At 65.0% G+C, this 12,307-nt stretch carries 12 protein-coding genes; 4 read left to right on the forward strand and 8 right to left on the reverse strand.

Going from position 1 to position 12,307, the window contains the following annotated elements:
* Positions 1–274: 274 nt before the first annotated feature.
* Together C7C56_RS06285 and C7C56_RS06290 are read right to left on the reverse strand one after the other, a co-directional pair.
* Positions 275–727, reverse strand: coding sequence for an ExbD/TolR family protein (locus C7C56_RS06285; RefSeq protein ID WP_106756610.1), 453 nt, complete (start codon positions 725–727; stop codon positions 275–277).
* Positions 727–1,332 (reverse strand): MotA/TolQ/ExbB proton channel family protein, encoded by a 606-nt coding sequence (locus C7C56_RS06290; protein WP_106756611.1) that lies wholly within the window; start codon positions 1,330–1,332, stop codon positions 727–729. The genes C7C56_RS06285 and C7C56_RS06290 overlap by 1 nt, the downstream gene beginning before the upstream one ends.
* A gap of 1,627 nt (positions 1,333–2,959) precedes the next feature.
* Here C7C56_RS06290 and xseA point away from each other — a divergent pair.
* The 3 genes from xseA (at position 2,960) to C7C56_RS06305 (ending at position 5,818) form a co-directional block, all read left to right on the forward strand.
* Entirely contained in the window at positions 2,960–4,372 is a 1,413-nt protein-coding gene (xseA, locus tag C7C56_RS06295; protein ID WP_106756612.1) for an exodeoxyribonuclease VII large subunit, read from the forward strand.
* A gap of 53 nt (positions 4,373–4,425) precedes the next feature.
* On the forward strand, positions 4,426–5,004 hold the full coding sequence (locus C7C56_RS06300) for a superoxide dismutase (protein WP_106756613.1): 579 nt from the start codon (positions 4,426–4,428) through the stop codon (positions 5,002–5,004).
* A gap of 130 nt (positions 5,005–5,134) precedes the next feature.
* Positions 5,135–5,818: a response regulator gene (locus C7C56_RS06305; protein WP_106756614.1), complete on the forward strand. Its 684-nt coding sequence runs from the start codon at positions 5,135–5,137 to the stop codon at positions 5,816–5,818.
* Positions 5,819–5,963: 145 nt separating this feature from the next.
* Here the strand turns inward: C7C56_RS06305 and C7C56_RS06310 are convergent, their stop codons facing one another.
* Both C7C56_RS06310 and C7C56_RS06315 read right to left on the reverse strand, forming a co-directional pair.
* On the reverse strand, positions 5,964–6,671 hold the full coding sequence (locus C7C56_RS06310; RefSeq protein ID WP_106756615.1) for a hypothetical protein: 708 nt from the start codon (positions 6,669–6,671) through the stop codon (positions 5,964–5,966).
* A 2-nt stretch (positions 6,672–6,673) separates the two neighbouring features.
* Positions 6,674–7,543, reverse strand: coding sequence for a MipA/OmpV family protein (locus tag C7C56_RS06315; RefSeq protein ID WP_106756616.1), 870 nt, complete (start codon positions 7,541–7,543; stop codon positions 6,674–6,676).
* 420 nt (positions 7,544–7,963) lie between these two features.
* On the opposite strand from C7C56_RS06315, the gene C7C56_RS06320 reads away from it, so the two are divergent.
* Entirely contained in the window at positions 7,964–9,304 is a 1,341-nt protein-coding gene (locus C7C56_RS06320; RefSeq protein WP_106756617.1) for an ATP-binding protein, read from the forward strand.
* 35 nt (positions 9,305–9,339) lie between these two features.
* Here C7C56_RS06320 and C7C56_RS06325 read toward each other — a convergent pair whose 3' ends face one another.
* The 4 genes from C7C56_RS06325 to C7C56_RS06340 all read right to left on the reverse strand — a co-directional run bounded on the left by C7C56_RS06325 (position 9,340) and on the right by C7C56_RS06340 (position 12,291).
* A complete protein-coding gene (locus tag C7C56_RS06325; protein ID WP_106756618.1) occupies positions 9,340–9,654 on the reverse strand; it encodes a hypothetical protein in 315 nt (104 codons plus the stop codon).
* A gap of 38 nt (positions 9,655–9,692) precedes the next feature.
* Complete coding sequence (locus C7C56_RS06330) at positions 9,693–10,427, reverse strand: thiol:disulfide interchange protein DsbA/DsbL (RefSeq protein WP_307719029.1); 735 nt, start codon at positions 10,425–10,427, stop codon at positions 9,693–9,695.
* Between the two features lie 123 nt (positions 10,428–10,550).
* Entirely contained in the window at positions 10,551–11,465 is a 915-nt protein-coding gene (locus C7C56_RS06335) for a cobalamin-binding protein (RefSeq protein WP_106756619.1), read from the reverse strand.
* A gap of 31 nt (positions 11,466–11,496) precedes the next feature.
* A complete protein-coding gene (locus C7C56_RS06340; RefSeq protein WP_106756620.1) occupies positions 11,497–12,291 on the reverse strand; it encodes an ABC transporter ATP-binding protein in 795 nt (264 codons plus the stop codon).
* Positions 12,292–12,307: the final 16 nt, after the last annotated feature.

Consider the following 12,307-nt stretch of genomic DNA (forward strand, 5'->3'; position numbering starts at 1 on the left):
CCATGCTGAGCAAGCAGTTATGCGCCTTCCAAATGTTTCGACGCACAGTTCCCAAGCCTGAATGTTTGAACGCCGCGTATAGGCAAGCTCAGCCTAGGTCCCCGCTTTCGCGGGATGACGTGGATTTTGATATCAAGTTGTCTACGACACGATTTCTGAAGCAACTTAACTGCCAATTCAGCCCATCGCGATGTCAAAGTTCTTATTCCGCACAGGAGTGCGCTCCGTGAGGATGATGTGTCTAGAGCCTGTTGTCACTTTCTAATTTGTGCGCTTACTTCTTGCCGCTCGTTTGCGCCGCGAAGGTCAGCTTGTCGTAGCCGGCCACGCGCGCCGCCTCGAGCACGTTGATGACCATCTGGTGCATCGCGAACTGGTCGGCGTTGACGATCACGACCGGGCTCTTCTCGGGGTTGGCCAGCGGCTCGCCGTCGGGGCCGGTGCGCGCGGCCGCCTTGAGGTCGTCGGCCAGGCCGGCCACCGTCGAGAACGACACCGGCACGTTGTTGACCGTGTAATTGCCCTTGGCGTCGACCGTGACCTGGATCTCGAACGGCTTGTCGAGCGCCTTTTCGGCGTCGGCCGTCGGCAGCGTGATCTGCAGCTCGGTGAACTTGCTGTAGGTGGTCGTCACCATCAGGAAGATCAGGATCACGAGCAGGACGTCGATGAAGGCGATCAGGTTGATCTCCGGATCCTCACGGCTCTTGCCGCGTCGAAAATCCATCATTTGCGGCTACCGTGCACGATGTCGACGAACTTGACCGCCTGCAGTTCCATGTCGATCACGAAACTGTCGACCAGGGCGCGGAAGTGGCGGTAGAACAGCAGCGACGGCATGGCGATGGCGAGGCCGAAACTGGTGTTGTAGAGCGCCACCGAGATGCCGTGCGCGAGCGCGGCCGGGTTGGTGCCGGTCGCGTTCTGGGCGCCGAAAATCTCGATCATGCCGACCACGGTGCCGAACAGGCCCATCAGAGGCGCCAGCGAGGCGATCGAGCCGAGCGTGGTCAGGAAGCGGTCGAGCGTGTGGGCCACGCCGCGGCCGGCCTCCTCGATCGACTCCTTCATCACGTCGCGCGGGGCGTCGACGTTGCGCAGCGCGGCGGCGAGCACCGTCCCCAGCGGCGAATTCTGCGCCAGCTTGTCGATGATGTCCTGCGAGATCTTGCCGCCCTGGTAGACCCGGACCACATCGGCCAGCAGTTGCTTCGGAAGGATCTTTGGGCGGCGCAGGTAAATCAAGCGTTCAATGATTAGCGCCAGGGCGACGATGGAGGCGATGAGCAAAGGCCAGATGGGCCAGCCTGCGGCTTGAATAATTGCGAGCAAGACGAACTCCTGAATAAGTTGGAAACTGGAATGAACCGAATCCGGCAATGTAACGTGTTGCCAGCCACTCGGCAAGTAAAGTTCTGCACACCTTCTGTGGATAAGATTGTGCGCAAGCGCCTTGGGCGCGCGCAAAGCCGTTGATTTCAAAGGCTAATTTCGACTTGCGCAAAAACAAGGCAGGCGTAAAAAAGGTGGAAAAGCGCCCCGTCCGGGGGATCGCCGAACACGCGGCGCACCCTTCTGTGAGCGCCGGCACAAGTTCCTCGAGGTCGAGTCAGAGGCTGAGAGTTTTTCGGGCGTGTCCGAGCAGCCCGCCAGAAAGCGGCAGATCGAGGCGCAAAGCACAGCCATAGCGGGCTATGGCGAGCATTTGCAACGACGAACTGGCGCTTTCTGGCGTGATGAGCGGGCATGATCGAAAGACTCTCAGCCTCTCAGACGGCAAGCCGGGACGACGACGCCGCCGCCCCGCACCCCAGCCGTCCGACTTGCCAACACAATCTGTGGATAAGACTGTTGGCAAGCATGGCGGCACCCGCCGAGGGCCTTGATTTCAAAGGGAAATTTTTTCATGCGTAAAAATATGGCAGGCGGGACCGTCGGCGTGCCGGAGCACTTATCCACATCGCGGTATTTTCGATTGGAAAAGTTTTGAACACAAACTGTGGATAAGATTGTGAGCAAGGTGGCGGGCAATAATGTAAGTGATTGATTTAAAATAAAAAACACCCTCCGCCCAAAAACGCGGCATGTTGGAGCGGAAGCAAGCCATCCTTTCCTACAGATTCTTTTGCACATCTTCTGTGGATAAGTTTGTGCGCAAGAACTTTGACAGCGGGCAAACTCTTTGATTTATAAAGGAAATTCTGCGCTGCTTAAAGCATGCGCAGTTGCTCCGAATCCGTCGTTTTAAGTCGATAATCCTCTAAATCGGCGCGCCGAAACGACGCGTTTCGCCCGTTCCAGCCCCGTTTATCCCCAATGCGGGTGTTCTGCACATCTTCTGTGGACAAGATTGTGCGCAAGCGACTCAACACGCTGTAAGTGCGTTGATTTTAAAGGGAAATTTGTTCCTGCGTTAAATAGAGGCAGCGCCGACAGGGTCTCCGGCGGGTCGCCGAGCGCGGCAGTTCTGCACACGTTCTGTGGACAACATTGTGAGCAAGCGCAAGGCGCTCTCGTTAAACCATTGATTTAAAACAGAAAATAGCGACTGCGCATTAAAGCGGCAGTGTGGGTAAGCGCCCGGAGGCCGAAGCCTCGTTTCTATGCCATGCTCCTCGTTTTGTCTCGTCGCGGAACTTCGATGGACTATTTTTGATAGGGTGCATCGCGAAAATCGCCAAAAACGGCGAGACAAATCGAGGATTCGCGCGGTGGAACGAGGCATGGGTGGCGCCCGCCGCGCCGCCGCCGCTGTGGATAACTTTGTGAGCAACTCTCGCCGGCCACACCAAAGTGCTTGATCCGCAAGGGGTTACGACCATTCCCACACAAACTCACGGACCGGATTAAACCCATCGAATCAAGCACTTGCAGAAAACCCTTGCCGGCGCTTCTGAAATATGACATAAGCATGACCGCCCCAAATTTTTGTGGACAGCTTTTTCCAGGACCCGCCCGCATGCAGAGCAATTTCGACCTCGACCCCGTCTACGCGGCCCCGCCCGTGCTGACCGTGACCGCCCTCAACCAGCAGGTGGCGCGCCTGCTCGAGCGCAGTTTCCCGCTGACCTGGATCGGCGGCGAAATCTCCAACTTCACCAAGGCCAGCTCCGGCCACTGGTATTTCACGCTCAAGGACGACGCCGCCCAGGTGCGCGCGGTCATGTTCCGCGGCCGCGCCCAGTACGCCGGCTTCGTACCGCGCGAGGGCGACAAGGTCGAGGTGCGCGCGCTGGTGACCCTGTACGGCGCGCGCGGCGACTACCAGATCAATATCGAGGCGATCCGCCGCGCGGGCGTCGGCGCGCTGTACGAAGCCTTTCTGCGGCTCAAGGAAAGGCTGGCCGCGCAGGGCCTGTTCGACCCCGGGCGCAAGCGCCCCCTGCCCCTGTTCGTGCGCAGCGTCGGCATCGTCACGAGCCCGCAGGCGGCCGCGCTGCGCGACGTGCTCACGGCGCTCCAGCGGCGCGCCCCGCATGTGCGCGTGGTGCTGTACCCGACCCCGGTGCAGGGCCAGATGGCCGCCGAAAAAATCGCCCGGGCCATCGATTGCGCCTCGCGCCGCGCCGAGACCGACGTGCTGCTGGTGTGCCGCGGCGGCGGCTCGATCGAGGACTTGTGGAGCTTCAACGAGGAAATCGTGGCCGTGGCGATCGCCAACTGCAGCATGCCGGTGATCGTCGGCGTGGGCCACGAGACCGATTTCACGATCGCCGACTTCAGCGCCGACCTGCGCGCGGCGACCCCGACCGCGGCGGCCGAGCTGGCCGTCACGCCGCGCGCCGACTGGCTCGGTTCGCTCGCGGCCGACGCCCTCGACCTGCGGCGCGCGATGCGGCGCACGCTGGCCGACGCCAACCTCGGCCTCGACAATTGCGCGCGCCGGCTGCTCAGCCCGGCCGCCCGGATCGGCCAGCAGCGCCTCAGGCTGTTGGGGCTGTCGACCGCGCTCACGCACGCGGTGCGCGCGCCCGTGAACCGGCAGGCGTTCGCGCTGGCCCAGCTGCGCGCGCGCTGGGGCCGCCACCGGCCCGACCTGCGCGCGCTGCGCGCCGAGCTGGCCTCGCAGCAGCGGCGCTGCGGCGCCAGCTTTGCCGGCCAGCTCGGGCAGCGGCGCGAGGCGCTCGCGGCGCTGGCCGCCCAGCTCGAGATGCTCAACCCGCAGCGCACGCTCGAACGCGGCTACGCGATCGTCAGCGACGCCGCCGGCAGGGTGCTGCGCGCGCCCTCGCAGATCGCCGCCGGCGAGCCGCTGACGCTGCGCCTGGCCGGGGGCAGCGCCGAGGTCGGGGTGGCAAGCCTGCGCGCGCTGCCCGAGAAAATTGCCGCCGCGAAGCAAATTAGCAACGAAACGCCATCCGATCTACAATAAGGGTCGTTTCAGCAGATTCACCGCATTTCCCAATCAATCAAGGATAAAAACACATGGAACATACTCTGCCAGCACTGCCGTACGCAATGGACGCCCTCGCGCCGCACATCTCGCAAGAGACGCTCGAGTACCACTATGGCAAGCACCACCAGACCTACGTCACCAACCTCAACAACATGATCAAGGGCACCGAGTTCGCCGAGCAATCGCTCGAAGAGATCATCAAGGGCTCGACCGGCGGCGTGTTCAACAATGCGGCCCAGGTCTGGAACCACACCTTCTACTGGAACTGCATGAAGCCGAACGGCGGCGGCGCGCCTGGCGGCAAGGTCGGCGACGCGATCAACGCCAAATGGGGTTCGTTCGACAAGTTCAAAGAAGAATTCACCAAGTCGTGCCTGGGCAACTTCGGTTCGGGCTGGACCTGGCTGGTGCAAAAGGCCGACGGTTCGGTCGACATCGCCAACACCTCCAACGCCGGCTGCCCGCTGACCACCGGCGACAAGCCGCTGCTCACCTGCGACGTCTGGGAGCACGCCTACTACATCGACTACCGCAACGCCCGCGCCAAGTACGTCGAGACCTTCTGGGGTCTGGTCAACTGGGACTTCGTGGCCGCCAACGCCGCCTGATTGTTTCCCTGATCAAAAAAATCCGCTTCGGCGGATTTTTTTTGCCTCCAATTGTCGCTAAACTGTATTTGCTTGTCACCAATTGTGCTTCCACCTGATTGCTCTTATACAATATGCGGGAGGAGGTATCATGTTTCGAGTAATGTTGGTGGAGGACGACGCAAGACTGGCCGAATTGGTCGCCGAGTACCTGAACGCGTACGAGTTTTCGGTCGACGTGGTCACGCGCGGCGACACGGCGGTGGAGGCTTTCAAGGCCAACCCGGCCGACGTGGTCGTGCTCGACCTGATGTTGCCTGGCCTCGACGGGATGGTGGTGTGCCGCCACCTGCGCGAGATCAGCGAGGTGCCGATCCTGATCCTGACCGCGCGCGAGGACTCCTACGACGAAGTGTCGGGGCTGGAACAGGGCGCCGACGACTTCGTCAACAAGCCGGTGCAGCCGCGCGTGCTGCTGGCGCGCCTGCGGGCGCTGCTGCGGCGCGCCCAGAACAAGGCCGTCGACGGCCAGGAACTGACGTTCGGCGCGCTCACGATCACCACCAGCGAGCGCAGCGTTAGCTGGCGCGGCCAGCCTTGCGTGCTTAGCAACACCGAGTACAAGCTGCTGCTGGTGCTGGCCGAGTCGGCCGGCCATGTGCTCTCGCGCGACGCCCTGCTCAAAAAAATGCGCGGCATCGAATTCGACGGCCTCGACCGCAGCATCGACAACTGCATCTCCAAACTGCGCCGCAAGTTTGACGATCTCGAATCGGAAAAAATCAAGACGGTGTGGGGCGAAGGGTATTTGTTCTCGCCGTCGGCCTGGCATTGACGCGCGCTGGTCGAGCGCTTGTTCGCCCGCCAGTTTGATCGCTTGATCGACCGCTTGATCGACCGCTTGATCGACCGCTTGATCGACCGCATTCCCGAGCGCGCGACGGCGCCCGCCGTCACTGCCACTTGACCTTTCAAACAACTTATTCGAACAGGGCTGAGATCGCCAGCGGCGCGTCCTGGGTGAGCACCTGCGCCGTGTCGGGCAGGGCGCCGAAGCGGTAGCTGACGGTCTTGAAGCCCTCGCCCGGTCCGTCGCCGAAGGCGGCGCCGTCGAGCACGGGCAGGCCGGCCGGCGTCGCGCTGTCGGCCGCGCGCAGCTTGACGCTCACGCCGGCGCCCTTGGGCGCGAACGCGAAATGCACGCCCACGCATTTCTTGCCGCGCGCCGAGGCGTCGACATGGCGCTGGTAGGCAAGCGCCTGCTCGCAGGCGGCGCGCAATTCGCCCGCCTCGTAGACGCCGTCGGCGCGCGCGACGATCGACACGCGCGGGCGGAACGAGAGCGCGCCAAGCGGGCGGCTGAGCACGAGCTCGGCGTTCTCGTCGTACGCGGCCTTGAGCAGCGGGAAGAAGGTCACGCGCCCGGTGGCGTCGAGCGCCAAGTTGATCCGCACGCTCTTGCCCCGCAGCGCCAATTGCACGCCGTCGTAGGCGGTGGATTGGTCCTTGGCCGCGACCTGGTAGTGGTTCTGGATAAGGTTTTTCGGCTTGCCGTATTTTTCGAACACCACCATCGCGCGGTAGGCGTCGCGGTAGCTCACCCATTCACCCTCGCGCGGCCCGGCCGCGGCGGTGCCAACCGCGAGCAGCAGGGCGACAAACGCCGAGAGGTGGAGGGATTTGCGCATGTTCAGAAGCGGTATGCAAGTGCGGTCGAAACCGTCGCGTTGTTCGGCCGCTCGACGAGCGGGCTGTTCCTGGCGTCGCCTTGCAGGCGCGTCAGCTTGAAACCCGAGGTCAACAACCACTCGGCATTGAAGGTCCAGTTCCAGCGCGCCCCGAGGTACACGTCCTTCAGGCCGCCCTGCGGCAAGTAGACGCGGTTGAAGCTGCGTTCGGCCTCATGTTCGGTCACGCCGAAATAAGCCGCGTTGTACTGGCGGTTGGCCAGCGTCAGCCCGGCGCTCAGCGAGAGCGAATGGTGCGGCGCGATCTCGGTGGCGATGTGCTGGATGCCCAGGTCCAGCTGCGCGCCGTTGCGCTTGGCGCCCGCGCCGCCGAGGAAACTGCTGGTCAGGCGCAGCCGCTGGCCCAGGTAGTAGTTGAGGAAGAAACCGGCCTGCAGGCGGCTCTCGAGCTCGTCCATGCCGGTCAGGCGCGTCTCGCCCTTCATGGGCATGCGCTGGGTATTGGCCAGCTCGAAGTCGCCCGGCTTGACCAGTCCGGCCGACGGTCCGACGCCGCCGGCGGTGCCGGTCAAGCCCTTGTCGGTGCGCCCGCGCGCGAAAGCGACGAGCGGCCCGTATTCGATGGTCGGGTCGCTTGAAACGTGGATGCCGGCGCTGGTGCCGGAGACGAAAACGCCATTGCTCCATGCGAATTGCAACACCGGCAAGCTTGCCGCGCGGCGGTCGCGCGATCCCTCGTAGACCGGCTCGGACAGGGCGCCGAGGCCGAGATACATGTCGCGGCTACCGTCGGGCATGGGATTGGCGGTCGGGGTTTGGGCGCAAAGCGCGCCGGACGCGCCGGCCAGGGCCAGGGCAATAAGCTTTTTCATGTTTTCTGTGGTGAGGGTTCGAATAGTGCCATTCTAAAGGCTTGCCGTCCGGAACCCCCAAAAAACGCCTCGTTACAAAGCTTTGCCTGCGGTTGACACGGAAGGGGACGCCCCCCTCCTCTCACACTAAACGCGGCGCGCGGCGCGCCCGACTGCTCCACCCGCCACTTCACTTGCCACTTCACTTGCGAATAAAAAAGACCCACCGCGATTGCCCGACAGCGGGTCAACGGAAACTTGACTTGATTTCATCTTAGATGCCCCGGCGCATTTAATCCCCCCGCACCTGTCGTCCAATTGTCGCCAATTTGTAATGCCCCATCCTCGCTTTGCTCTTATACAATGCGTCCCAGGGGGATCTATGCTTGTGAAACGGGTGGCGGGAAAATTGGTGCGCGCGGCGCGGCGGGGGTTGCCCGCGTGAACCGTCTGTTCTACCGCTTCTTCCTGCTCGTCATGCTCTCGATCAGCGTCGCCACCTTCCTCATCTACATTGCCATCCGCGCCCTGTTCGGCGACCCGCTTGAGGACATCGCGCGGCGCCAGGCCTCGGCCCAGATCTTCCTGATAGAACAATATGTCGACCAGGCGCCGGCCGACGAGTGGCTCGGACGGCTCAACAAGGTGCGCGAGGTGTCCGAGGCGAGCCTCGAACTGGTCACCATCGACGCCGCGCGCATGGCCCTGCCGGCGGCGGCCGGGGCGGCCCTCATGCGCGGCGAACTGATCCTCGACGCCCCGAACAAGGCCTTCTACCGGCGGGTCGACCTGGCGGGCGAAAAATACATCGGCAGCGAATCGGACGTGATCCACGTCCACAAGCTGCCCATCGAGCTCGGCCTGGCGCTCGAGATGGAGGCGCTGCGCTATGTGATCGTGGCGATCGCGCTGCTGATCCCGATCGCGCTGTGGTCGCGCTCGCACTGGCACGGGCTGCAGGCGCTCTCGCGCGTGGCCGACGAGTTCGGCGCGGGCAAGCTGTCGGCGCGCGCCGAGTTCAAGCCCGGCGCCAGCATCTACCCGCTGGCCGAGCGCATCAACCACATGGCCGGACGCATCGAGGGCTTGCTCGAGAGCCAGCGCACGCTGCTGCACTCGGTCTCGCACGAGTTGCGCACCCCGATCGCGCGGCTCGAGTTCGCGCTCGAACTGCTGCGCGGGGCGGCCGCCGACCCGGCGCTCGAGCGGCGCATCGGGGCCATGGCGGGCGACCTGGCCGAGCTCAACGCGCTGGTCGGCGAGCTGCTCGGCATGGCCAGGCTCGACAGCGTGCGGACGCTGGCGCGCGCGCCGTTCGAACTGGGCCCGGCGCTGCGGGCCTGCGTCGACGGCCTGGCGCCGGGCGCGCCGGCGACCGAGCTCGACCTCGATGACGGCCTCGGCCAGTTCGAGGGCGACCAGCGCCTGCTGCTGCGCGCGGTCGACAACCTGCTGCGCAACGCCGGCAAGTACGCGCAGCGCACGGTGGCGCTGTCGGCCCGGCGCACCAAGGGCGCCCCGGACGTGGTCACCATCATGGTCGAGGATGACGGCCCGGGCATTCCCGAGGCCGAGCGCGAGCGCGTGTTCGAGCCGTTCCACCGGCTCGACCGCAGCCGCGACCGCGCCACCGGCGGCTTCGGCCTGGGCCTTTCGATCGCGCGCAAGGCCGTGCTACTGCACGGTGGCACGCTGCGGGTCGGCCAGTCGGCGCTGGGCGGGGCCTGCTTCGTGGTCACGCTGCCTTGCGTGCCGGGCATCCAGGATCCGGCGCGGGCATAAAAAAACTCCGCCGCGGCGGAGTTTTTTATGCGCTGTTACTTCGGGTCGGGACGCACGTGCGTCAGGCCGTACCAGAGATGCTCCCACCAGTGGTCGCGCGACCTGACCACCGCCAGGCAGCTTTGCACGACCTCGCCCTTGAAGACGGGATCGGCGCACAGGTTGTTGCGCAGCGCGTTACGCTGGTTCTCGGCGTTGATCAGCGCAATGGCGAGCCAGAACACGAGACCCAACAAGAACACCACGGTCGTCCAGGCGAGCTGGTTGATCATGTTGCCCTCGTACAGGTCGTCCTCGACCGGTTTCGAGCCGTCGTAGATTTTGATGATCTTCGCTTCTTTGTCGCTCATGTCTTGTCGCTCATTTCTTGCCGTTCATTTCTGGCCGTTCATTTGGCCGCTTTGGCCGGCGCCGCCGGCTTGGCCGGCGCCGCCGCGGCGGCCGGCTTGAAACCCTTGTCCTTCTGGACCTTGGCGACCAGGGCGTCGAGCGCGACCGTCGTGTTCTTGAACAGATCGGCGCGCGGCAGGTCCGGGTTGGCCTCGGCGACCGACGACGCGGTCAGGAGGTAGCGTCCGTCGACGACGAAGGACGGGGTGCTGTCGACGCGGTAGGCGGCAAGCGTGGCGCCGAGGCGTTTCATTTTGGTCATGACGCCGAACGAATTCCAGGCCTCGAGGAATTTGGCCTTGTCGATGCCGTTTTTGCTGACCCAGTCGATGATGGCAGCCTCGGAGTTCATGCGCACGCGCTCGACATGCGCGCCGCGGAACACCTTGGCGTGCATTTGTTCTACCTTGCCCATCGCTTCGAGCGTCACGTACAAGCGCGCCTCCGGGTCGTTAGGGCCCGACAGCGGCATGTGCACGCGACGCACCGAGATGTTGTCCCCCTGCTTTTTGATCCACTGGGCGAAGTGTGGTTCAACCGCGTTGCACGCGGGGCAGTGGTACATGAAGAATTCGATGACTTCGACCTTGTTGCCGACCGCCTGGACCGGCTGCGGCTGGGCAAGTGTGAGGTATTCCGCGCCGTTTTTCGGGTCGGCGGGCGAAGCGAACGCCGCAGTGGCGATCAGGCTGGCGGCGGCGAGGGCAAAACGCAGAGTACGCAGGGGACGCATATAAATCCTTCGAGATAAGTTGAACGAACGCCGCGAGGTTACCACTTTTTTGGCGTTCGCTCGGGCCGCGGGCGGTTTTTTTGCATTTGCTTACTTGTGTTACGTGCTTCGACGGCGCGTCCGCTAACCGCGGCGCCGGCGCGCCAGCGCCAGCTTTTCGCACATCGCGGCGGCGCCGTCGGCCAGACGCGGCGTGGCGCGGGTGAGCAATTCGCCGCCCAGCGTAAACATGTTGCCGCGCTTGACGGCAAGCATGCCCTTGTAGGGTTTCCAGATGTTCAGGCCGGCGTCGGCCGGGTCGTGCTGGTCGCCGCCGAAGATGGCCTCCGGGTCCTGCCCGAGCACCGCCTCGACGCCGACCGCCGGCGCGATCACCTTGAGGCCGGCGAACACGTTGACGCCGCCGCACAGGCGGATCGCGTCGCTGACGATGTGCGCGCCGTTGAGCGTGTAGAGCGGCTTGTCCCAGATCTGGTAGAACACGCGCACCGGCGCGGCGCCGCTGTATTTACCCGCGAGGAGGTCGATCCTGGCGCGGTAGCGCGCCGCCGCCGCCGCCGCCACGGCCTCGGTCCCGAGCAGGCGCCCGAAACGGGTCAGGCTGGTGGCGACGTCGTCGATGCGCTGCGGCTCGCTGAAAAACAGCGGCACCCCGAGCCGCGACAACTGCGCGATCTGGCGCGCGGTGTTGCCGCTGCGCCAGACGATGATCAGGTCCGGCCTGAGCGCGATCACGCGCTCGATGTCGAGGTCGGTGTTGCTGCCGACCAGCGGAATTTTTTTGGCCTCGGGCGGATAGTCGCTGTAATTGATCGCGCCGGCGACGCGCCCGCCGCCGCCGGCCGCGAACAGCAGCTCGGTCACATGCGGCGACATCGAGATCACGCGCCGCGCCGGCGCCTGCAAGGTCACGCTCTTGCCGGCGTCGTCGACCACGGTGATGGCCGCGTGGCAGGCGCCGCCCGCCAGGGACAGGCCCAATGCCAGGGCCAATGTCGGCGCCAATGCCAGGGCCGCTGGGTGGAAGTGCTTGGTCATCGTTTGCTCCTTGGTGTGTCGGGTATCGGTGTCAATTTGCCGGCGGCGCAGCCGCGCCGGCCCGGCCCGCCACGAACAGGGTGCGCCCGCCGACGGCGAGCCGCTCGATCGGGTGGCCTAGGCATGCGCTCAGCGTGGCCGGCCGCATGACCTCGTCGGCCGGGCCGGCCAGCCAGCGCCCGTCGCCCATCAGGAGCAGCGCGTGGCTGGCCACGCCGTGCGCCAGGTTCAGGTCGTGGCCGACCATGACCACGCCCTTGCCCTGCGCGCCGCACAGCCCGGCGAGCAGGCCCATCACGCCGACCTGGTGCGCAAGGTCGAGCGCGTTGGCCGGCTCGTCGAGCAGCAGCAGCGGCGTGTCCTGGGCCAGCAGGGCGGCGATGGCGACGCGCTGGCGCTCGCCGCCCGAGAGCGTGCGCACGTCGCGCTCGGCCAGGTCGAACACGCCCAGCGCGCGCAGGGCCGCCTCGGCCGCGAGGTGGTCGTCGCTGCCCTCCCAGTAGCGCTCGGTGTGGAACGGGTGGCGCGCCATGAGCACGGTCTCGATCACGCGGTAGGCGAAGGCGTCGCCGCGCGACTGCGCCAGGAACGCGCGTTCGCGCGCCAGCGCCGGCAATGGCCAGTCGCCGAGCGCGCGCCCGTTGAGGAGCACGCTGCCGGCGTCGGGCGCGCGCAGGCCGGCGAGCGTGCGCAGCAGGGTGCTCTTGCCGGCGCCGTTGCGCCCGATCACGCACCAGCACTGGCCCGCCTGCGCGCGCCACGCCAGCGATTCGACCAGCAACCGGTGGCCGGCTCGCAGCGTCAGCGCGCGCGTTTCGAGTTCCATTGGAGCGGCCGGCGCG

The organism is Massilia glaciei (assembly GCF_003011895.2).
Lineage (GTDB): Bacteria > Pseudomonadota > Gammaproteobacteria > Burkholderiales > Burkholderiaceae_D > Telluria_A > Telluria_A glaciei.

Coding starts and splice junctions, on each gene's coding strand:
- C7C56_RS06335 (WP_106756619.1), bottom strand. CDS start 11,465: ATGACCAAGCACTTCCACCCAGCGGCCCTGGCATTGGCGCCGACATTG.
- C7C56_RS06325 (WP_106756618.1), bottom strand. CDS start 9,654: ATGAGCGACAAAGAAGCGAAGATCATCAAAATCTACGACGGCTCGAAA.
- C7C56_RS06330 (WP_307719029.1), bottom strand. CDS start 10,427: ATGCGTCCCCTGCGTACTCTGCGTTTTGCCCTCGCCGCCGCCAGCCTG.
- C7C56_RS06305 (WP_106756614.1), top strand. CDS start 5,135: ATGTTTCGAGTAATGTTGGTGGAGGACGACGCAAGACTGGCCGAATTG.
- C7C56_RS06315 (WP_106756616.1), bottom strand. CDS start 7,543: ATGAAAAAGCTTATTGCCCTGGCCCTGGCCGGCGCGTCCGGCGCGCTT.
- C7C56_RS06300 (WP_106756613.1), top strand. CDS start 4,426: ATGGAACATACTCTGCCAGCACTGCCGTACGCAATGGACGCCCTCGCG.
- C7C56_RS06285 (WP_106756610.1), bottom strand. CDS start 727: ATGGATTTTCGACGCGGCAAGAGCCGTGAGGATCCGGAGATCAACCTG.
- C7C56_RS06340 (WP_106756620.1), bottom strand. CDS start 12,291: ATGGAACTCGAAACGCGCGCGCTGACGCTGCGAGCCGGCCACCGGTTG.
- C7C56_RS06310 (WP_106756615.1), bottom strand. CDS start 6,671: ATGCGCAAATCCCTCCACCTCTCGGCGTTTGTCGCCCTGCTGCTCGCG.
- xseA (WP_106756612.1), top strand. CDS start 2,960: ATGCAGAGCAATTTCGACCTCGACCCCGTCTACGCGGCCCCGCCCGTG.